The following is a 21,290-nucleotide window of genomic DNA, read 5'->3' on the forward strand; positions in this document are numbered from 1 at the left end:
GCCTGCGCCCCCGGGCTGCGCCCCCGGACCCCGCCCCCGGACCCCGCCCCCGGACCCCCGCATCGGCATGGCGGCCTCGTCCTCAATCGCCGGACGGGCTGGATGTGCCCGGGGCGGGCTTGAGGATTGAAGGGCCGAGGGTCGAGGGCCCCGGAACGGGCCTGGCGAAGGCCCATTCGGGCAGCCCAGGCGCGGAGCGCTTGCGAACGGGGTCTGGGGCGGAGCCCCGAGGCGTCCGGAGCGGAGTTCCCCGGGAGTCCCCAGGCAGACTTGGTGAAGTCCGGTCCGGTGTGGCGCCCTGTAAGTAAGGGGCGCGGAGCCGTATCGATTTGCGGTCCCGCCGCGAGGGGGAGCGACCGGCGACCCGTCGGGGGCGCGGGACAGTGTCGATTTGCGGCTCCGCCGCGGGGCGCGACCAGCCCTCACCGGCCCGAAGCTTCATCACGGTTCCTCCAGCGGGGCGCCCAGCAGCAGCCACCGCGGCGTCCAGGGGCAGAGCCCTTGGCGGGTAAGGGGCGAAGCCCCGCCCCTTACAGCCCTTACACCCCAAGGCGCCGCAGGCACCCACAGCGGTAGGGTGTCGCCCTCGGGGGATCGCCATCTGCACGGAGGGGCTGACTAATAACGTGAACCTGCGCGACAACCTGCGCCGCTTGCTGCTCAGGGTCTACGCACGCAGGGTGGAGGTCCACCTCGACCACGACCAGGTGCCCAAGCACATCGGGGTCATCATGGACGGCAACCGGCGCTGGGCGAAGGCGGCCGGGAGCACCACGGCTCAGGGACACCGTGCCGGCGCGGACAAGATCGAGGAGTTCCTCGGCTGGTGTTCCGAGACCGACGTCGAGGTCGTCACCCTCTGGCTGCTGTCCACGGACAACTTCGACCGGCCGCAGGAAGAGCTGGGCCCGCTGTTCGGGATCATCGAGAACGTTGTGCGCACGCTCGCCGCCGACGGCCGCTGGCGCGTCCACCATGTCGGTACGGCGGACATCCTGCCCTCGCATGTGCAGACCGCGCTCAAGGAGGCCGAGCAGTCCACGGCCCATGTCGACGGGATAGTGGTGAACGTCGCCATCGGTTACGGCGGCCGTCAGGAGATCGCCGACGCCGTCCGCTCGATGCTCCTCGACCACGCGGACAAGGGCACCTCAATGGAGCAGCTCGCCGAGAGCGTCGACGTCGACATGATCGGCAAGCACCTCTACACGAGTGACCAGCCCGACCCTGATCTCGTGATCCGTACCAGTGGGGAACAGCGGCTGTCCGGATTCATGCTCTGGCAGACGGCCCACTCCGAGTACTACTTCTGTGAGGTCTTCTGGCCGGCCTTCCGCAAGGTCGACTTCCTGCGTGCCCTGCGTGACTACGCGGCGCGACACCGCCGCTACGGAGGCTGAGCCTCCGCTGGCAAAGGGCCTCAACAGGGCGTAGTCAGTGATGTATGTCATCTGGAGTTAACGCGCTCGCCGTCACATGCCGTGGCATGGCCGCGCCTCATCCAGGGCATAAGCCCTCCAGGTCGACACCCGAACCACGGGTGTCGTATCTCAGCGGACGGCACGGGGCCGTCCGCCCGGGAGGCCCTTTGCACCAGCCCGACCGTGCGGTCAGTACGGACGAAGCGGAGGGCCGGTTCTCGGCCCGTGCATCGGTGCCTGAGACCGGTCCAGATCCTCTCCGTCGCTCCCCGACCTCATCCGAGGGGGTACGTCCTTCCGTGGTGACCAGCACAAAGCGCCACCAGCCAGACCGGCGCACTTACGTTCTCGACACCAGCGTCCTGCTGGCCGACCCGCACGCCATGAACCGCTTCGACGAGCATGAAGTAGTGCTCCCCGTCGTCGTGGTCACGGAACTGGAGGCCAAGCGGCACCATCCCGAACTCGGTTACTTCGCCCGGCAGGCCCTGCGTCTGCTCGACGACTACCGGGTGAAGTATGGCCGCCTCGACGCCCCCATTCCCATCGGGGACCTGGGCGGGACGATCCGTGTCGAGCTCAACCACTCGGACCCCAGCGTGCTGCCCACGGGCTACCGCCTGGGGGACAACGACTCCCGCATCCTCGCGGTCGCCCGCAACCTGCAGGCCGAGGGGTTCGATGTCACGGTCGTGTCGAAGGACCTGCCGCTGCGCATCAAGGCGTCCTCCGTCGGCCTCCTCGCCGAGGAGTACCGCGCGGAGCTCGCCATCACGGACTCCTCCGGCTGGACCGGAATGTCCGAACTGACGCTGCCGGGTGAGCAGGTGGACATCCTCTTCGAGGAAGGCCACGTCTTCGTCCCCGAGGCCGCCGAGATGCCCGTGCACACCGGGCTGACGATCCATTCCGAGCGCGGCAAGGCGCTGGGCCGGATGACGCCCGAGGGCAACGTCCGTCTCGTACGCGGCGACCGGGAGGCCTTCGGCATCAAGGGCCGCAGCGCGGAGCAGCGCATAGCGCTGGATCTGCTGCTCGACCAGGACGTCGGGATCGTGTCGATGGGTGGCCGGGCCGGCACCGGCAAGTCCGCGCTGGCTCTGTGCGCGGGTCTGGAGGCCGTGCTCGAACGCCGGCAGCACGAGAAGGTGATGGTCTTCCGGCCGCTGTACGCGGTGGGCGGGCAGGAGCTCGGCTATCTGCCCGGCAGCGAGGCCGAGAAGATGAGCCCGTGGGCGCAGGCCGTCTTCGACACGCTCTCGGCGGTCACCAGCCGCGAGGTCATCGAAGAGGTCACCGCACGCGGCATGCTGGAGGTCCTGCCGCTCACGCACATCCGTGGCCGCTCCCTCCACGACGCGTTCGTGATCGTGGACGAGGCCCAATCCCTGGAGCGGAACGTCCTGTTGACCGTTCTGTCCCGAATTGGCGCGAATTCACGGGTCGTTCTGACCCATGACGTGGCCCAGCGGGACAATCTCAGGGTCGGCCGGTACGACGGAGTGGTCGCCGTCATCGAGAAGCTGAAGGGTCATCCGCTCTTCGCGCATGTGACCCTCACCCGGTCCGAGAGGTCCCGGATTGCGGCACTGGTGACGGAAATGCTGGAGGATGGGCAGATCTGACCGATGTGCTCAACTTCATAGCGGTTGCGCGCTAGTTGGCGCCGTCCAGCAAAGGCACTGAGCCTAGTTGGGCGGCGCCTCGGCGTGTGCGGGTTTCCGAAATCTCCTGGGTCAAACAAGGTGTGAGTTTTCACACGCAGCACAGAATTGCCTCGCACCGTCGGGTTACGGCAGAGTCTCACTCCTGTCAGGCCCCGCATACGACACATCTGTACCCCCAGCGGTACGGCACAACAGCAGCACCCCAGAACTCCATACAGTCGTCGTATGCCGCCCGAGCACCACGCGGCGCTCCCGTCAAGGGAGTTGCCCACCGGGCCCGTGCCTCCCGTGACCCCGCAGTTGGGAGGCCAGCGTCAGGGGCACGATTGCGTCCGCCAGGGTCACCGCGGCGGGCGATGCTGGAAGGAAACCGTGTGAGCCGGATCTCGGTCCGGGGATTCGCAGTGGCCTCGGCCACCGCGGTCACCACTGTCGGCTGTGTCGTCGGTGTTGCCTCGGGTACCACCGCACAGACCTCGTCGGAGGACGCCGAGGCACTCGTCGGCGACTCGACGCTCCTCGCGGACATCCCCGCGGGCCAGCAGGCCCAGGTGCAGACCGCGTCCCTGACACAGCAGGCGGACTCTCAGGCCATCGCGGCGGACACCACCGCCAAGAAGGACGCCGAGGCAGCCGCGCGCAAGCAGGCCGCCGAGAACGCGGTCGCCAAGCAGAAGGCCGCCGAGAAGGCTGCCGAGAAGGCCGCGCAGGAGGCGAAGGAGCGCGAGGAGGCCAAGCAGGAGGCCGCCAGCCGCTCCGCGACGCGTGACCCGTCCAGCTTCCCGGTGCAGACGTCGTACAGCATCGAGGAAGTCAAGGACATGGCCCGGGCGATCGTCCCGGCGGACCAGTTCCAGTGCTTCAGCAACATCGTGGACCACGAGTCGAGCTGGAACTACCAGGCGACCAACCCCTCGTCGGGTGCGTACGGCCTGGTGCAGGCGCTGCCCGGTTCCAAGATGGAGTCCGCCGGCTCCGACTGGCGGACCAACCCGGCCACCCAGATCAAGTGGGGCCTGAGCTACATGAACGACCGCCCGAACTACGGCAGCCCCTGCGCCGCCTGGGAGTTCTGGCAGGCCAACGGCTGGTACTGAGCCGCTCGCCGCTCAACCTTGCGGAGCCCCTCACCGTCCTTCGGTGAGGGGCTTTCGGCATGTACGGTCGGACGCGACAACTCCGGGGGGAGTGGTGGGCGGCTCAGGGGGAAGAGGACGGATCATGTCGCGAGTGCCAGGGTGGCTCGGCCGGGTCGGTGCCGGGTTCACCCGCATGGGAGAGCGCCTGGAGGAGCGGCGCCGCGCCGAGGCCGAGAAGGACGTCCAGGAGGACGCCGAGGCCCCCGCTCCCGACCACGCGCCGCCCCCGCCCCCGCCGCCGTACGCACCTGCCGTCGCCGCTCCCCGCCCCGATCCCGCCGCGGCCGTGCCGTGGGGGATGCGGGTCGCCGCCGAGGCCGGCTGGCGGCTACTCGTCCTCGCGGGCACCCTCTGGGTGCTGATGCGGGTCATCAGCGCCGTACAGCTGGTCGTTCTCGCCTTCGTGGCCGCGCTGCTCATCACCGCTCTGCTCCAGCCGACGGTGGCCCGGCTGCACCGGACCGGGGTGCCGCGCGGGCTTGCCACCGCGCTCACCGCGATCCTCGGCTTCGTCATCATGGGGCTCATCGGATGGTTCGTGACCTGGCAGGTCATGGAGAACATCGACAACCTCTCCACGGAGATCCAGGACGGCATCGACGAGCTGCGCCGCTGGCTGCTCAACAGCCCCTTCCACGTCACCGAGGACCAGATCAACGACATCGCGCGGAACCTGCGCGAGGCGATCAGCGCCAACACCGACGAGATCACCTCGGCAGGCCTGGAAGGCGTCACGGTCATCGTCGAGGCGCTGACCGGCATCCTCCTGACGATGTTCTCGACGCTGTTCCTGCTCTACGACGGCAAGCGCATCTGGCAGTGGACGCTCAAGCTCGTCCCGGCCGCCGCCCGCCCCGGCGTCGCGGGCGCGGGCCCGCGGGCATGGCGGACGCTCACCGCCTACGTCCGCGGCACGGTGCTGGTGGCGTTGATCGACGCCGTCTTCATCGGCCTCGGCATCTTCTTCCTCGATGTCCCGATGGCCGTTCCGCTCGCCGTGTTCATCTTCCTGTTCGCGTTCATCCCGCTCGTGGGTGCCGTCGTGTCGGGTGCGCTGGCGGTGGTGGTCGCGCTGGTGACGCAGGGCGTGTTCACGGCGGTCATGACCCTGGTCGTCGTCCTGGCGGTCCAGCAGATCGAGGGCCATATCCTCCAGCCCTTCATCCTGGGGCGCGCGGTCCGCGTCCATCCCCTCGCGGTGGTGCTGGCGGTCGCGGCGGGCGGCCTGGTCGCGGGGATCGGCGGCGCGGTGGTCGCGGTGCCGCTGGTCGCCGTGACGAACACGGTGGTCGGCTACCTGCGCGCGCACTCCCGTGAGGCGTCACTACGGCACTCTCCGGCGCCGCACGGGGCCACGGCGACGGACGCGGCGCTGGGGGCGGGGACGCGTCCTGCGCCGGAGGCCGGTCCGGCTTCGACTTCGGCCCCGCCTTCAGCGGAGGCGCCGCCTTCGGACAAGCCGTGACCGACGTAGCCCCTGCGGCTACTCCGCCAGCACGGCCTCCGCGTCCAGCGTGACGGCCACGGCCTGAATCACTGCCGCGATCTTGAACGCCTCCTGGATCGTCGCGCGGTCGACTCCCGCCCTGCGGAGTGCCCGCTCGTGGGAGTCGAGGCAGTCGCCGCAGCCGTTGACGGCGGACACGGCGAGGGACCAGAACTCGTGGTCCGTCCTGTCGGCCCCCGGACGACCGAGGACGTTCGTACGGAGGCCTGCGCGCAGGTTCCGGTACTCCGGGTCGGAGAGCAGATGCCGTGTGCGATGGAAGACGTTGGTCATCGCCATGGTCGCGGCGGCGGACTTGGCGGCCGTAAACGCCTCGGGAGACAGCTTCGCGGCGGCCTCCTCGGCCAGCTCACGCAGCACACGGGGCGAGCGGGAGGCGATCGCGCAGGCCAGCACCGTTCCCCACAGCCGCTGCCGGGGCAACTCGCTGCCGACGATCACGGATTCGAGGTTCCGCCGCAGATCCTTGGCGTAGTCGGGAAGGGCGGACTTCAGCGCCTCGAGAGCCATGCGGCAACACTATGCCGGAAGGGCTGAGTACCAGCCCCTCCGGCATTTGGGGAGCGGGGGACAGGGCGCGGAGCCCTTTGTCCTCACTCCGTGCGCAGCCCTTCCGGCCGCATCAGCCGCAGCTGGGGCGGCAGACTGCGGAGGTGTATTTCAGCCCCTCCGGCGTTTGAGGAGTCGGGGGTCATAGGGGCGCGGAGCCCCCTGTCTTCACTCCGTGCGCAGCCCTTCCGGCCGCATCAGCCGCAGCTGGGGCGGCAGACTGCGGAGGTGTATTTCAGCCCCTCCGGCGTTTGAGGAGTCGGGGGTCATAGGGGCGCGGAGCCCCCTGTCCTCACTCCGTGCGCAGCCCCTCCGGCCGCATCAGCCGCAGCAGGGGCGGCAGGCTGAAGAGGGTCACGACGAGGACGACTCCCGCGCCTATGCCCGTCATCGCGAGGACGCTCGGCCAGTCGACGCGTACCGGGGTGCTCGTCATCTTCAGCAGGACGGCGCCGAGGGTCAGGCCCACCGCCGAGGCGAGGGCCAGGCCGAGTGCGATCGGGATCGCCGTCTGCCACAGCACCGACAGGCTCAGCGTGCGGCGCCGGGTGCCGAAGGCGACCAGGGCGGACAGGAGCCTCTTGCGCTCGCGAAGCTGCTCCAGCTGGGAGACGAGCAGGCTCGCTCCGATGAGGAGCAGGACACAGGCCGCACCGACGAACAGGCCCGTACGGATGGACTCGAAGCGCCGGGTCTGCTCGGTCGCGGCCATGGTCGTGGAGTCCGCGAGCGGGTCGAGCCGTGCCGCCGTGTTACGTACGTACTCGCCGGCGTCCGGCACCGACGAGTCGAGCCCGACGTAGACCCCGACGGTGAGGGCCGACGCGGCCTTCGCGGGCAGGGCGCCCGGTGTGGCCAGGATGCCCTCGCGCGCCCAGCCCGTCGGGTCCTTGCCCTCGGTGGCCTCCCTGATGCCCTCGGGCATCGTCCAGACGACCTCCTCGCCCGCGGAGCCGGTGTACGACGGGTCGATGTACAGCTTCCGGCCAGGCTTGCCCAACTGCGGCGCGCTCGTGTCGTATTCGGCGTTCTGTACGGTGAAGACGTCACCGTCGCGGCACGAGGGCAGCTCGGCCACCTCGCGCAGCGCCGCGCAGTCGCCGACGGTCAGGTTCGCGACATTTTCGGGGTCCTTCCTCCGGTCGCCCACCCCACCGTCGGACAGGGCCAGTGTGTGCCGTACGCCCTTGGTCTGCTTCAACTGCCGGTCGGCCTCGGCAATGGGGACCTCACTCGGCAGGCGAACCGTCATCTGGGCGCGTGAGAGGTCCTGGCCCGTGGGCTTCGTGTAGTCGTCGGAGACCCCGGAGAACAGCATCTGCAGGGCGATCGCGCCGGCCACCGCCACCGCGATGCCGTTGACCATCCGGGCCGCCGTGCCGCTGCTCAACTGGAGGCGGCGTACGGCCAGTTGCCAGGCGACCGAGCCGGAGCCGAGCCGTCCGACGACCGCCTCCACGATCCAGGGCAGCAGCGCGGTGATGCCGACCAGCAGCAGGATGACACCGGCGGTCACCATGTACTGGTTGAAGTCGCCGTTGTCCCGGCCCTGCCCGACCATCGGATAGAGCAGCCCGAGTCCGCCCAGCGGCAGCAGCAGCCGCCACCACAACCGTCGCCGCGACGGCTTGGCGGTGCGCACCACGCCGAGCGGCTCGATGACGACCCCGCGCAGGGCGAGCAGCGTCACCCCCACCGCCGCCGCCGGGACCGCGATCGCGACCAGCAGGGCGAGGGTGGGCGTCGGGTCGAGGTAGCTCGGGAAGACGCTGACGTGGAGGATCTCGGCCGAGCCCGCGATCTGACGTCCGATCAGGAAGAAGCCGGCACCGAGGACCAGCCCGAGCACCGCGCCCGCGAGCGCCTCACCGGCGGCGATGCGCCGGGTCATCCGGCTGTCGGAGCCCACCAGCCTGAGGGCCGCGAGCCGCCGGTCGCGCCGCTCGCCGCCGAACCGTACGGCCGCTGCGATGAATACGGCGACCGGCATCAGCAGCACCACGAAGACCACGAGGATCAGCAGCAGGAGGACGGGGTCCGTCCTCTCCCGCTCGCCGGCCTGTTGCGGCCCGAACCGGTCGATGCGAGCCACCCGGTTACCGCTGCCCGGGTCGGAGAGTCCGTCGGAGCCCCGGTAGAAGGCGAGTTCGGCCGAGCCGATCAGCCCGCTCTCGCCGATCGTGCCGACGATCCGCTGCGGCAGCCGTTCCCGCAGCAGCTTTCCGGAGTCGGACTCCAGAAGCTCCTTCAGCGCGGGGGAGACCACCATCTCGCCCACCGCCGGGAACTCCTCGAGGCCGGGCGGCAGCGGGGCCCGCGGCCCTTCCGGCTTCAGCTCACGTCCCCGGACGTCCTTGTCGCGAAAGGTCGTATCCGTGTGCGTAATGAGGAGTGAGCGGTCCGATCTGGGCACGTGGGTGCTGGTGTCTCCATAGTGGAGGTCGCTGCGGGCCTCCTCCCGGTCCTGCCGCGCCGCCAGTGCGCTCGGGATCGCGGTGGTCAGCAGCAGCAGCGCCACGCCGAGTCCGACACCGGTGGCAGTCAGCAGGGCGCGCCCCCACCCCTCACGCCCGCCGGTGAACGCGAACTTGAACCCCATGCCGAGGTCGCGCGACCACTGGCGCATCCTCATACGATGCGCTCCATGTCCCGGGACTTCCCGTCGCGTACGACGATCTCGCGGTCCGAGTACGCGGCGACGCGGGCCTCGTGCGTGACGAGGACGACGGCGGCGTTGGCGGAGCGGGCGGCGTCCGTGAGCAGGTCCATCACGCGCTCGCCGTTGAGGGAGTCGAGTGCTCCGGTGGGCTCGTCGGCGAACAGGACGCGCGGGCTGGTGACCAGTGCTCGGGCGACGGCGACGCGCTGCCCCTGGCCACCGGAGACCTCGCCGGGCCGCTTGCCCCTGAGGTCGTCGACCTCCAGGCGTTCCATCCACTGCAGGGCGGTGCGCTCGGCCGACTTGCGGCTGGTGCCGTTCAGGCGCAGGGGCAGGGCGACGTTCTCCACGCAGGTCAATTCCGGTACGAGCTGGCCGAACTGGAAGACGAAGCCGAACTCCGAGCGCCTGAGCGCGCTGCGCCGGGCGTCGTTCATCGTCGCCATCTCGTGGCCGTCGTACGTGATCGAGCCCGAGTCGGGAGTCACGATCCCGGCGAGACAGTGCAGCAGGGTCGACTTGCCGGAGCCGGACGGGCCCATCACCGCGACGACCTCGCCTGGGTGGATGGAGAACTCCGCGCCGTCGAGCGCGGTGGTCGGGCCGTACGTCTTCCGCAGGTCGACGGCGGCGAGCAGGGAACCCTCGGGGGTCATCGGATCACCGCCTCGGCGAGCTTGTCGAGGCGGGCGGCGGTGAGTTCCAGCCACCGCAGGTCGGCCTCGAGGTGGAAGAGCGCGTGGTCGCAGATCAGCTGGTCGGCGAGATCGCCCTTGCGCTTGCGGTCGGTGAGGATCCGCATCATGCGCAGATGCTCGGAGCGCTGCGCGTCGAGGATCTCGACGGCGTTGCGGTGCGTGAGCAGCGCGAGGACGACCTTGGTGTAAAGGGTCGACTGGAGGTACGGCTCCGGCTTCTCCGGCGTCGCGAGCCACCGCTGGACGTCGGTGACGCCCGCCTCGGTGATCGCGTACCGCTTCCGCTCCGGGCCGTCGCCCGCCTCTACGCCGTCGACCTCCACGAGGCCGTTCTTCAGCAGCCGGGACATCGTCGAATAGACCTGGCCGTAGTGCAGCGGCCGGTCGTGACCGAACTTCTCGTCGAAGGCCCGCTTCAGGTCGTAACCGTGACGCGGTCCCGACTCCAGGAGCCCCAGAAGGGTGTGACCGATGGACATGCGGAGCACTCTACACACGGCGTATACACCTCGTGTATACGCGCTGTATGTAGACAGCGGCGGGGTGTACGGGGATGCAGGTGGGGGCCGATTGTCACAGTTCTGCTACGCGGGTCGGGGGCGGCCTCGTGGGCCGGGAGGGCCCGAAGCGTCCGGCGCGAGACGGCTCACACGTACTGGCGCAGAGCAACCTTCCGCGCCCCTCGGTCGTCGATTCCTTTGGGCAGGTGCTGATTGTCACGTCCTGAAAAGACCGGATCGGCCGTCCTATGTCACAACGCGTGGTGTTAGTTTGCTTAGCTGACTTGAACGGCGAACCTGTGTGACGCGTGAGTTGAACAGACACTGAAGGCGAAGCGGAGCGGATCGGACCCATGGGAAGAGCGGAAGACAGACGGGCGCGGCAGGGCGGTGGCCGCCGCCGTGCCGCCCCGAAGCGCTCCGCCGAACGGAGCGGCATACGCCGGTTCTTCACCTGGAAGAAGGTCCTGGGCTCGTTCTTCGGCTTCTGCCTGCTCGGTATGGCCGCCTTCGTCGTGATGTACCTGATGATCGACATCCCCAAGGGCAGCGCGGCAGCGGCGGCGGCCCAGCAGCAGAGCAACGTCTACAAATACAGCGACGGCACGATCATGGCCCGTAAGGGCAAGGTCAACCGAGAGATCGTGGAGCTCGCCGAGGTCCCCAAGCCCGTCCAGAAGGCCTTCGTCGCCGCCGAGAACAAGTCCTTCTACAATGACGCCGGCGTCGACTTCAAGGGGACCACCCGAGGTCTGCTCAACACCCTCTCCGGCAAGGGCAAGCAGGGTGGTTCGACGATCACCCAGCAGTACGTCAAGAACTACTACCTCGACCAGGACCAGACCGTCACGCGCAAGCTCAAGGAACTGGTCATCTCGCTGAAGGTGGACCGCACCACGTCCAAGGACGACATCCTCGCGGGCTACATCAACACCAGCTACTACGGCCGCAACGCCTACGGCATCCAGGCCGCGGCCCAGGCGTACTACCGCGTCGACGCAAGCAAACTGACGGTGGAACAGGGCGCCTATCTCGCCGCGGTGTTGCAGGCCCCGAGCCAGTACGACTGGGCGGTGGCGACGGACACCGGCAGGGAACTCGTCAAGCAGCGCTGGGAGTACGTCCTGAACAACATGGTCGAGGAGAACTGGCTCGACTCCGCCAAGCGCGACGACATGAAGTTCCCCGAGCCCAAGAATCCGAAGGGCACGCCGGGCCTGGAGGGGCAGAACGGCTATCTGTGGGACGCGGCCAACAGGGCGCTGCAGAAGCAACTCGTCGCCCAGGGCACCGCCCCCGACCTGGATGAGGCCGAGAGGATGGTCACCGCGGGCGGCTGGACCATCACGCTGAACATCGACAAGAAAAAGCAGGCGCTGCTCGAGAAGGCCGTCAAGACACAGCTCACCAGCAAACTGGACGCCAAGAAGCGCAAGGTCGACGCCGACGTCCAGGCCGGAGCCGTCTCCGTCGACCCGAAGACCGGCAGGGTCGTCGCGCTGTACGGCGGCGTCGACTACTTCAAGCACTACACGAACAACGCGACCCGCACCGACTACCAGCCCGCCTCCACCTTCAAGCCGGTGATCCTCGCCGCAGCGGTGGAGAAGGAGGCCGAGACGCAGGACGGCACGCCGATCACGGCGGACACCATCTACGACGGCACCAGCAAGCGCCCCGTCACGGACAACGGCAAGAAGGTCGGGTTCTCGCCCCCGAACGAGGACGACGTCGACTACGGCGACGTCACCGTGCAGACGGCGATGAACAAGTCCATCAACTCCGTCTTCGCACAGATGGGCGTCGACGTCGGCATGGACCAGGTCATGAAGACCGCGCGCGATCTCGGCATGGACGACGCGGACCTGCAGGCCGTGCCCGCGCAGACCCTCGGCTCGATGGGCGCGAGCCCGATGGAGATGGCCGGGGTGTACGCGACCCTCGCCAACCATGGCAAGAAGGTCACCCCCGCCCTGATCAAGTCGGTCGAACACAAGGACCGTACGGTCGAGATCCCGGACGCGATCGGCGACCAGGTCATCAGCCCCGAGGCCGCCGACACGGTCACGTCGGTCCTCACCGGGGTGGTCGACGACGGTACGGCCAAGACGTCGGTGCGCGACAACCCGGCCCGTAACGGCCAGCAGGTCGCGGGCAAGACGGGTACGTCCGACTGCAACAGGTCGGCCTGGTTCACCGGTTACACGCCGAAACTCGTCACCTCGGTGGGCCTGTTCGGCGAAGCGGCCAAGGCGGGCACCACGCGGTGCGAGAAGGACAAGCCGGCAGTGAAGGTCAAGGCGTTCAGTCAGGTCACGCTGTCGGGCGCGGCCGGTGGCGGCCGGGTCAACGGCGGTGGCTTCCCGGCCGCGATCTGGGCCGCGTACACCTTCAACGCCATGGGCGACGTCAGCAAGTTCGACCTGGACACCGAGCAGGGTTCGGGCGTCCAGCCGACGTTCACCCCGCCGCCGGCCGAGGAGCCGGAGCCGACGGAGGAGCCGACGTCGGAGGATCCCGCGACGCAGCCTCCGACCGAGGAGGAGCCGCCGACGCAGGAGCCGACGGAGGAGCCCCCGCCGGAGGAGCCCACCGAGGACCCGACGACGGACGAGCCCACGCAGGACCCGATCCCACCGACCGAACAGCCCCCGGAGGACGGCGGCGGGGACGGCGACGCGGACACGGGCCCGGTGGTCCCGTAGCGAAACAGTGCCCCGCGCCTCTTCAAGAGGCGCGGGGCTTCAGGCACTTGGCGAACGGCGGTGCCGCCCGAGCGGTCAGCCTCGGTTCAGCTCGAACCAGACGACCTTGCCGGTACTGAGCCGGGTCCGCCCCAGCGCCTGGCCGGCTTGTTCACCAGGTACGGCCCGCGCCCGCCCTCGTCCGTGGAGCGCGCCTGGCGCAGTCGCGGCAACTGCGGTACGTCGTCGCCGGCCTCGCAACGCAGTACGTCCGTGCGCAGCAGTGAGCGCGTGAGAAGGGCGCCCGGAACCACACCGGGCGCCCTTGCTTGTCCCGGCAGCCCCACTCCTTGAGGTCTTTCTTCCCGTCGCTGGACAGCCGCAGGATCTTGCCCTTGTAGCCGGGGTCCATATACAGGCACCAGTAGTCGGCGAAGGCTCTTCTGCCGTCGGCGTGGCCGTGACAGACGGCTCAGTTGTGGGCTCGTCGGCGTGGGCCGCCGCGCCAAAGGAAAGACGGCGACGCCTGTGCCTGCTCGCCGGGTTCAGCTAATCCCGGCCCGTTGGTAACGCAACGAGATCAATTCACCTTGCGTGATGCCGATATCGCGGCATGACGATGTAGAAACCCCATGAAGACGTCATCCACCCGTAGGTGACGGCGCACTTGTGCGGCGGCCGGGTCAAGGTCACCGGAATGCGGCGGTCACCATAGGCACAACACAAGTTTGCGGGCAAGAGTGCGAACTCGGCATGGCTGGAATGGGGTGGTCGAACAGGCAAGACGCAAAGAGCGTCGAATCCTGTGTGACACCAGCGATCAGCAGGGTGGCAGGGCAATCGGGTGGGTGATCGACGTGGCTGGATATTGTCCACCAGTCATGTGAAAGGCTCGCGACCTGGTCCGACAGTGAAGCCCTCGGTCGGGGACCCTGTCCCGTGCGATAATTCTTGATTCTGGACATTGTGGGGTGAAATCCTCTTTGTGTGCAGCCTTTGCCTCCGGAGGAAAAAGCTTGACGACCCCTCTCGATCGGGTTTATTTTTTCTCGACTCCACCGAGTTGCGGTGGTTGCATATTTGCGTGTTCTTTGCCCGCTGGTGCCTTTCCTCGGTAATTCCGCAACGGCACTGGTGGGTGAATTTCACCTGCAAAAAAAGAGGGGGAAGATTTCTGTGGCCGATGAGATGGTCAGACGGGCCCAGCAGTTCGTGAACCAAGTCTACGGAAGCCGCATCGGCATGACCGTGGCGGAGAACGGTCAGACGGGTTGGAACACCATGTACGCCCTCACCCGCGCTCTCCAGTACGAACTCGGAATCTCGTCGCTCTCCAACAGCTTCGGGCCCACCACGCTCTCCACGCTCACCTCGAAGCACCCCAAGCTGAACGCGTCGACCGTGCCGTCCGCGGACTTCTGCCGCATCATCCAGTCGGCGATGTACTGCAAGGGCTACGACGGCGGCGACATCGACGGTAAGTACAACTCCCGCGTCGAAGCCGGGATCTCCAAGCTGAAGGCCGACATGGGCCTCGAAGACGCCTTCCCGGGCGGCAGCCTCGAACCCAAGGTGTTCAAGGGCCTGCTGAACATGGACGCCTACGTCACCGTCAACTCCGGCTCCGACGCGATCCGCAACGTCCAGCGGTGGCTGAACGGCCGATACGTGAAACGCAGTGACTTCTTCATCATCCCGTGTGACGGTCACAACTCTCGCGACGTGTCCAAGTCCATGCTCTACGCCATCCAGTACGAGCTCGGCATGGCTGACGGAACTGCAAACGGCGTATTCGGGCCGGGGACCCAGAGCGGGCTGAAGAGCCACACGGTGACGGTCGGGGAAACCGGCACCTGGGCCCTGCTGTTCTCCGCCGCCATGATCCTCAACAGGCGACCGGTGTCTTTCGGAGGCTTCACCGCGGCCACGCAGACGGCGGTGGAGGACTTCCAGCTGTTCGCGCGGCTCACCGTCAGCGGCAAGGGTGACTTCCCGACCTGGGCCTCCCTCCTCGTCTCCTACGGCGACCAGTCCCGCAAGGGCGAGGCCTGCGACGGCGTCACCAAGATCACGCCGGCCCGGGCCGCCGCCCTGAAGGCGGAGGGCGTCAAGTACGTCGGGCGCTACCTCACCAACCCGAGTACGACCAGCCTGCCGGAGAAGGAGATCCAGCCGGGGGAGCTGCAGACCATCGCCGACAACGGCCTGCGTTGCTTCCCGATCTACCAGACGTACGGCCGCGATGCCTCCGGCTTCAATTACGCCGCCGGGCGGGCGGCAGGCCAGGCCGCGGTCAACGCTGCCCTGGATCACGGATTCAAGCCGGGCACCCGCATTTTCTTCGCCGTCGACTTCGACGCCCTGGACGCGGACGTCACCAGCAACGTCCTGCCCCACTTCAAGGGCATCCAGGACGCCCTCCAAGAGGATGGCATCCGGTTCGCGATCGGCGTGTACGGACCGCGCAACGTGTGCACGCGGGTCGGCGAGGCCGGCCACTCCGGTGCCTCTTTCGTCTCCGACATGTCCTCCGGCTTCTCGGGCAACTTCGGCTACCCGCTGCCCAACGACTGGGCCTACGACCAGATCGTCACCAAGTGGGTCGGCTCCGGCGACGGACGGATCGAGATCGACGTCAACATCGCCTCCGGCCGCGACATCGGACAGAACTCGTTCAACAAGCCGCGTACCGCCATGGCGGACGTCCGGTTCAACGGCGACTACCTGGCCTCCCTGCGCACAGACGTCGGTAAGTACATGCAGTCGATCGGCTTCCCGAACGACGGCGGCAACCGCATCTTCACCCACGCAGAGTGCTTCGATACGATCCTCGCCAACGACGACGTCATCACCGCGCAGTCGAACCGGTTCAACATGCGCAAGGCGCTGATCCAGACGTCGGCGTACTGGGAGATGCGCCACTACGACCTCGTCGACCAGACGGTGGACCACCAGGTCGCCTCGTACCACCTCAACGGCGTCGGTGCGGTGAAGGATTCCTCCACGGGCATCGCGCAGATCAGTGGTGACGTCGGAATCCGTGCCTGGAACCACTGCATCGACGCAAGCCGGGCGGCAACAATCCTCCCGATGGCGAGAAACCCCTGCGGTTCATGAGCCTCGACTACAAAGAGTCGGAGATATTCCAGATCCTGCGCCGTTATCAGGGATGGGGAAACGAGGCGGAGGAGCATGCGACCAAGCGCATGGGCCTCTACCAGGTCTTCGAGAAGTACAACGGAATTGTCCGAAACCTTTGAGTGGGGCCCTGTGAGCGACAGCCAGCCGAACGTCCTGGCCGTACTGGTGATCGTCCTCGTCGGTCTGGCCGTAGCGGGGGCTCTCGCCGTGTACGGCTGCACCACGCTTGCCCGGCACGGTGTGAGACGTTCGGGCCCGGCTGTCCTGCTCCGCGGCTGCGCCGCACTCGCCGGCTGCGCCGCGGCGGCCCTGTACGTCTGGGGCGCTGTCCACCTCATACGCGACGAGACGATGACGGACCAGGCATGCAAGGAAGCGGTGCCGTCGGCACAGGCGGCCGGCATCGAAGGCTACTCCGTTTCCTACGTCCCGCTGCAGTTGGACTGCCACGTCAAGGGCGCCGGCACGTACGCCGCGGCCGTCCCGGACTACGTCAACCCCGGCGTGATGGCTCTGGCCCTGCTCGCCGCCGTACTCGGAATCTCGGCGGGCTTCGCGACGGAGCTCCGCGCAAGAGCCGACTTCAGGAAAGAGACTTCCAGTTGAACCCCTCCCACATCACACGACGTGGCCTCCTGGGCCGTGCGGCGGCGATCACGGGTGCCGCGATCGCCGCCTCTCTCCCCGCCTCCCAGTTCCTTGCCTCCCCTGCGTACGCAGCCGCGCAGGACCCGACCCCGGCGGAGGTGCGCGAGGCCGTGCGCAGAGCGCAGGAACGCAACAGACGTGTGCTGACAGGCAAGCCGTCAGGCAACGGCTGGGAGATGGAGCGGGTCGCCGACGGCGGCGGTTCCGTCTACACCCGTCCCGTCCCTGGCACGCCCCTGGCCGGCATCGCGGTACGCATGGGCGAGGTCGAGACCGTCCTCGTGCATGTCGTGCGCCGTTTTCACTACGAGATCGACGAACTGCGCGCGGGCGATGTCGTCGGATGGCGCTCCCCGGCGACGGTCCGCAAGGGACTGGCGGAGTCGAACCAGGCGTCCGGCACGGCCGTGCAGATCCGGCCGGGCCACTACCCGAGTGGGGCGCGCGGCGGCTTCTATCCCCAGCAGTTGCTGGTGATCCGCGATGTCCTCGCCGAACTCGACGGTGTCGTCCGCTGGGGCGGGGACGACAGGAGAGCCGACGAGGCGCTGTTCTACATCGACGTCAAGCCCGGCGACAAGCGCCTGGCCAAGGTCGCGGCCAAGATCCGCGGCTGGAGCGATGACCCCGCGGCCGGGGCCGGCGCTCCGGTGAACGTGTTCTCCAGCAGTCGCCGCGAGGCGGCCGGGGCACTCGCGGAACGTCAACGCGACGCGGCGTAGGAAACGGCGGTCGGTCTGCCGTCCGAGTGCCCGGTGCCGAGCGGCGGCCCCGGGCACTCGCGCGTTGAACGGACGGTCCGTCAGTCCACTGCGGCGGCCGGACCACGGCACGAATGTCACGCGCCATTCAGGACGGGTAGTCGCCGCGCTCGATCGACTCCTGCAAAACGCGGCGGGGCAGTCACCCCCGGTTCATTTCGAACCAGACCACCATGCCTGTACTGGGCCGGGTCGCGCCCCAGCGTTGTGCGGCTTCGCCGCGTGGGCAGCACGCCTCCTACGCGGCGGAGCCGCAGCCAGGTCTGCGGTGTCCACCCCAGCAGTCAACGCTGCTCGCTGGCTCTCGGCAACGCGAGTGAGGGTGTAGGGCTACGCGGACTGCCGCGTTCACCCAATACTCACCCAAATGTCGCCATATCGGGACCGTTCGGTGGCACCGGCATGCCCCCCGGGGCCGCCCGCGCCGCACCGCCCACCGCGTACGTGCCGCCCGATGGAGGGCCGGGCCGCCGCAAGGAAGCCGGGAGGGATGGCCGCGGTCGAGGGCGGCCGTACGGGAGGCGCTCGTGCGGCCGGGGCCGCTGCGCGGAAGCAGGTGTGAAGAGCGGAAGCAGGTGTGAAGAAGGGACGGCCGCGGCCGTCGGCCGGGCGTGCGAGAAGTCACCGTGGTGCGCTGAGGGCGGCACCGCGGTCGTCGGCCGACCGGGGGACCGCCCCTTACGCCCCTACCCCTACGCCCCTACCCCTGCGCCGCTACGAAGCGGACGGCACCCCGAGCTCGAACCAGACCACCTTGCCGGCGGAGAGCCGGGTCGCCCCCCACCGCCTGGCCACCTTGTTCACCAGGAACAGGCCGCGCCCGCCCTCGTCCGTGGCGCGCGCCTGGCGCAGGCGCGGGAGCTGGGGAACGTCGTCGCCGACTTCGCAGCGCAGCACGTCCGTGCGCAGCAGGCGCAGCGAGACGGGCCGTGAGGCGTAGCGCACGGCGTTGGTGACGACCTCGCTGACGAGCAGCTCCACGGAGTCGCTCATGTCCTCCATGTCCCAGCGGGACAGTGCGCGCCGGGCGAGGCGCCTGGCCTTGCCCGGCGCCGTTTCCTCGGGGTCCAGATGCCAGACCGCGACATCGCTGGGCGCGATGCCGTCGAAGCGAGCGGCCAGCAGGGCGATGTCGTCGTCCCGGTCGCCCGGGCCGAGCATGTCGAGGACCTCGTCGCACAGCGCCTCCAGTGGCGGCGAGTGGTCCGCACCGGTCAACTGGGCGGTGGCGGCGAGCCTTTCGCGCAGCTGCTCTATCCCGGTCCACACGTCGCGCAGCCGGGACTCGACCAGACCGTCGGTGTAGAGGAGCAGCGTGGCCCCGGCGGGTGCGTCCAGCTCGACCGCCTCGAAGTCCACCCCTCCTACGCCGATGGGGGCGCCCGGCGGCACCCGCAGCACCTCGGCCCGGCCGCCCAGGTGCAGCAGGACCGGTGGAGGGTGGCCGGCGTTGGCGATGGTGATCCGGTGTGCGACCGGGTCGTAGACGGCATACAGACAGGTCGCCATGCGATCCGTGCCCAGCCGCTGGGCCTGCTCGTCGAGGTGGTGCAGCACCTCCTGCGGCGGCAGATCGAGCCCGGCGAGGGTCTGCGCGGTCGTGCGCAGCTGGCCCATGATGGCCGCCGAGGTCATGGAGTGGCCCATCACGTCACCGACGACGAGGGCGACCCGGCTGCCTGGCAGCGGAATCGCGTCGTACCAGTCGCCGCCGACCCGCGCAGTCTCGGCCGCCGGCAGGTAGCGCGAGGCGAGCCGCACACCCGTCGGTCGCGGCAGCGTCTCGGGGAGCATCGTGCGCTGCAACTCGTCGGCGATGTACGCCTCGCGGCCGTACAGCACCGCCTTGTCGATGCCGAGCGCGCTGTGCGTGGCGAGCTGGGCCGCGACGAGGAGATCGTCGGCCTCGAAGGCCGGCCGGTCGGGGCGGCGCAGGAAGAGCGCGGCGCCGATCACGCGTCTGCGACCGCGCAGCGGGGCGAGGATCGCGCGCTGGCCGCCCGGAACGGTCAACTCCTCGCCGATCAGCTCGGGCAGCGCGGCGCGCGCCGCGGGCGCGTCCGCGAAGACGGGACGCACGCCGCGCAACACCTCGGCGAGCGCGCCGCCGGGCCGCACCTCGCACAGCTCGGAGGTCGTCCCGAGGTCGGGCTCGCTCTGGAGCGCGGGCAGCAGGAAGCCCTCGGTGTCCCGGTCCTCCGGGATCCGGTCCGTACGCCGCAGCCGCAGTACGACGGGCCCGGTGGGCCGCTCGTCGCCGACCGGCAGCGGATCGCGCAGATAGACGAGGATCGCGTCCGAGTAGGTCGGAACGGTGGCCCGGCACAGGCCCATCACGATCTCGTCGAGGTCTATGCCACGGGCGATCCGCCGGGTGGCGGCACCCACGAAACGCAGCCGGTCGCCGTCACGCCGCATGGGCATGGGCGTACCGGGCGCCGGGCCCTGCCCCTTACGTCGGTCCGGCACGGCGGGCGCCTCCGACTGCACCGGAATGGATCCCGGCACCGGGCGCGGCCGGTGCGGATCGGGTTCGGCGGCCGACGGCTGGGAGTGCTCGGGACCCGCGGGCGCGGGCGTCCCGGCCGGGCCGTGACCGTCGGAGGGAGCGGGCGTGCCGTGGCTGCCCGCGGGCGTTCCGGTGGCGGCACGACGGGCTTCGGCGGGAGCGGGGGAGCTCAGCGGGCCGCCCTGTGCTGGTAAAGCCGTGGAGCCGGAGCCCTGGGCCGACGGATCCGGGGTACGCAGCAGCGCCCCGCGGGGGTCCGCGGGGGCGTTGGGCCCGGCAGCTCCTGGCTGGTGGCCCTCGTGGGAGTTGGGGTGCTCCGTCACGCGTGTCGAATCCATCCGTCCGGGGCTGCGTGCCATGCGTGCGGTTCGTCCCGCAGGAATGCCGATACCCGGATTACGCGCCCCAGGAACGGAATTCCCGCGTGCTCAGACAGCCTCTCAGGACCGGGCCCGGCCGGCGACGCCGACGGGGACAGCCCGTCCAGCCGTTTCCCAGCCGTACGACCGTACCCCTCGTACCCCTCGCTCACGTCCTGCCGCCCCTCGGTGACGTATGGTCAAGCCCAGCGCATGCCGCGGGAGTTGTTGCTGCTCTGCAGCCCTTGCGGAGGACGATCCTACGGTTGTACCACGGGGGCGCAACAAGGGTCTCATGTGGACACGTGGGTGGGCGTACGGTCCCAGTCGTCCGGCAACGACGGCACGGACCAGGCCGGATCCGGGCGCCAGTGCTGCCAGCCGTCCGAGAACGGCGGGCCCCAGGCGCGGATCACCTCCACCGCCGACCGCCCCGCCTCCCGTACATCTTCGGCCACTTGAAAATCCATCAGACCGTCCCGCTGAGCCTGCGCGAACTCGTCCTCGTCGCGCCAGCCCCAAGTCCGGTCCGGATACACGCTGATGTCCAGGAAGTGGTCCTCGGAGTCGACCCCACCAGCCCATCTGACCAGCGGTTCCTCCAAGTTGACGTACCAGTTCTTGAACTTCCAGCCCGGCTCCCAGAACAGCCACACCGACCACGCCTCACGGGGCCGCGCCAGCTTCAGCACGCCCGTGCCGAACCAGCGGTCGCGCTGTACGGTCCGCGGCCTGGTGTAGCGCGACTCCAGCGGCTCGGCATGCAGGGGCGTGCCGTCGGCGAGCACCGGCTTCACGCACTCGGTGCCGGGGGCCATCCATACGGCGAGCAGCTCGGCGTCGTCCCGCACGACGGTCACGGGACGGCAGATATGGACGCGCGCGCCGCCGTTCTCCCGGTACCGCCACAGGATCTGACTCCCGGGCGCCCAGAACGCCGCCGTTCCGCCCGCCTGCACGTCTGCCACCGCTCCACCCTCTGTCATGGCCAGATTTTAGGTGCCCAGGACATACGACGCTGCGGTGCGCGTCACGGTTCGCGCGCCTG

13 protein-coding genes and 2 pseudogenes are annotated in these 21,290 nt (G+C 69.0%); 8 read left to right on the forward strand and 7 right to left on the reverse strand.

Annotated features, from left to right (window positions below; translation table 11 throughout):
• The first annotated feature begins 626 nt into the window (after positions 1-626).
• The 4 genes from ABD357_RS29030 (at position 627) to ABD357_RS29045 (ending at position 5,692) form a co-directional block, all read left to right on the forward strand.
• The gene (locus tag ABD357_RS29030; protein WP_344393984.1) at positions 627-1,400 is read left to right on the forward strand and encodes an isoprenyl transferase; all 774 of its coding nucleotides are present in this window, start codon (positions 627-629) and stop codon (positions 1,398-1,400) included.
• A 320-nt stretch (positions 1,401-1,720) separates the two neighbouring features.
• Positions 1,721-3,046 carry an RNA 5'-3' helicase PhoH2 gene (gene phoH2, locus ABD357_RS29035; protein ID WP_344393985.1) on the forward strand — a complete coding sequence of 442 codons (1,326 nt, stop codon included), beginning with the start codon at positions 1,721-1,723 and terminating at the stop codon, positions 3,044-3,046.
• A 416-nt stretch (positions 3,047-3,462) separates the two neighbouring features.
• Entirely contained in the window at positions 3,463-4,185 is a 723-nt protein-coding gene (locus ABD357_RS29040) for an aggregation-promoting factor C-terminal-like domain-containing protein (protein ID WP_344393986.1), read from the forward strand.
• A 124-nt stretch (positions 4,186-4,309) separates the two neighbouring features.
• Positions 4,310-5,692 (forward strand): AI-2E family transporter, encoded by a 1,383-nt coding sequence (locus ABD357_RS29045; protein WP_344393987.1) that lies wholly within the window; start codon positions 4,310-4,312, stop codon positions 5,690-5,692.
• Positions 5,693-5,710: 18 nt separating this feature from the next.
• Here the strand turns inward: ABD357_RS29045 and ahpD are convergent, their stop codons facing one another.
• From ahpD to ABD357_RS29065, 4 genes are all read right to left on the reverse strand, one after another.
• A complete protein-coding gene (gene ahpD / locus ABD357_RS29050; RefSeq protein WP_344393988.1) occupies positions 5,711-6,244 on the reverse strand; it encodes an alkylhydroperoxidase, AhpD family in 534 nt (177 codons plus the stop codon).
• A 331-nt stretch (positions 6,245-6,575) separates the two neighbouring features.
• Complete coding sequence (locus ABD357_RS29055; RefSeq protein ID WP_344393989.1) at positions 6,576-8,915, reverse strand: ABC transporter permease; 2,340 nt, start codon at positions 8,913-8,915, stop codon at positions 6,576-6,578.
• Complete coding sequence (locus ABD357_RS29060) at positions 8,912-9,598, reverse strand: ABC transporter ATP-binding protein (RefSeq protein WP_344393990.1); 687 nt, start codon at positions 9,596-9,598, stop codon at positions 8,912-8,914. Before ABD357_RS29060 ends, ABD357_RS29055 begins: the two co-directional genes overlap by 4 nt.
• On the reverse strand, positions 9,595-10,119 hold the full coding sequence (locus ABD357_RS29065) for a PadR family transcriptional regulator (protein WP_165343978.1): 525 nt from the start codon (positions 10,117-10,119) through the stop codon (positions 9,595-9,597). Before ABD357_RS29065 ends, ABD357_RS29060 begins: the two co-directional genes overlap by 4 nt.
• A 374-nt stretch (positions 10,120-10,493) precedes the next feature.
• On the opposite strand from ABD357_RS29065, the gene ABD357_RS29070 reads away from it, so the two are divergent.
• Complete coding sequence (locus ABD357_RS29070) at positions 10,494-12,845, forward strand: transglycosylase domain-containing protein (protein WP_344393991.1); 2,352 nt, start codon at positions 10,494-10,496, stop codon at positions 12,843-12,845.
• A gap of 75 nt (positions 12,846-12,920) precedes the next feature.
• Here ABD357_RS29070 and ABD357_RS29075 read toward each other — a convergent pair.
• A pseudogene (locus tag ABD357_RS29075) lies at positions 12,921-13,120 on the reverse strand (ATP-binding protein); the annotation flags it as partial.
• An 880-nt stretch (positions 13,121-14,000) separates the two neighbouring features.
• On the opposite strand from ABD357_RS29075, the pseudogene ABD357_RS29080 reads away from it, so the two are divergent.
• From ABD357_RS29080 to ABD357_RS29090, 3 genes and pseudogenes are all read left to right on the forward strand, one after another.
• A pseudogene (locus ABD357_RS29080) lies at positions 14,001-16,084 on the forward strand (glycoside hydrolase domain-containing protein).
• Positions 16,085-16,094: 10 nt separating this feature from the next.
• The gene (locus tag ABD357_RS29085) at positions 16,095-16,571 is read left to right on the forward strand and encodes a hypothetical protein (RefSeq protein ID WP_344393992.1); all 477 of its coding nucleotides are present in this window, start codon (positions 16,095-16,097) and stop codon (positions 16,569-16,571) included.
• A complete protein-coding gene (locus ABD357_RS29090) occupies positions 16,568-17,335 on the forward strand; it encodes a hypothetical protein (protein WP_344393993.1) in 768 nt (255 codons plus the stop codon). The genes ABD357_RS29085 and ABD357_RS29090 overlap by 4 nt, the downstream gene beginning before the upstream one ends.
• 753 nt (positions 17,336-18,088) lie before the next feature.
• Here the strand turns inward: ABD357_RS29090 and ABD357_RS29095 are convergent.
• Positions 18,089-20,206 carry a SpoIIE family protein phosphatase gene (locus ABD357_RS29095; protein ID WP_425585049.1) on the reverse strand — a complete coding sequence of 706 codons (2,118 nt, stop codon included), beginning with the start codon at positions 20,204-20,206 and terminating at the stop codon, positions 18,089-18,091.
• A 329-nt stretch (positions 20,207-20,535) separates the two neighbouring features.
• Positions 20,536-21,228, reverse strand: coding sequence for a cytidylyl-2-hydroxypropylphosphonate hydrolase (gene fomD, locus ABD357_RS29100; RefSeq protein WP_344393995.1), 693 nt, complete (start codon positions 21,226-21,228; stop codon positions 20,536-20,538).
• Between the last annotated feature and the right edge of the window lie 62 nt (positions 21,229-21,290).

Origin of the sequence: Streptomyces vastus, from assembly GCF_039532825.1 — a bacterium.
Classification (GTDB): domain Bacteria; phylum Actinomycetota; class Actinomycetes; order Streptomycetales; family Streptomycetaceae; genus Streptomyces; species Streptomyces vastus.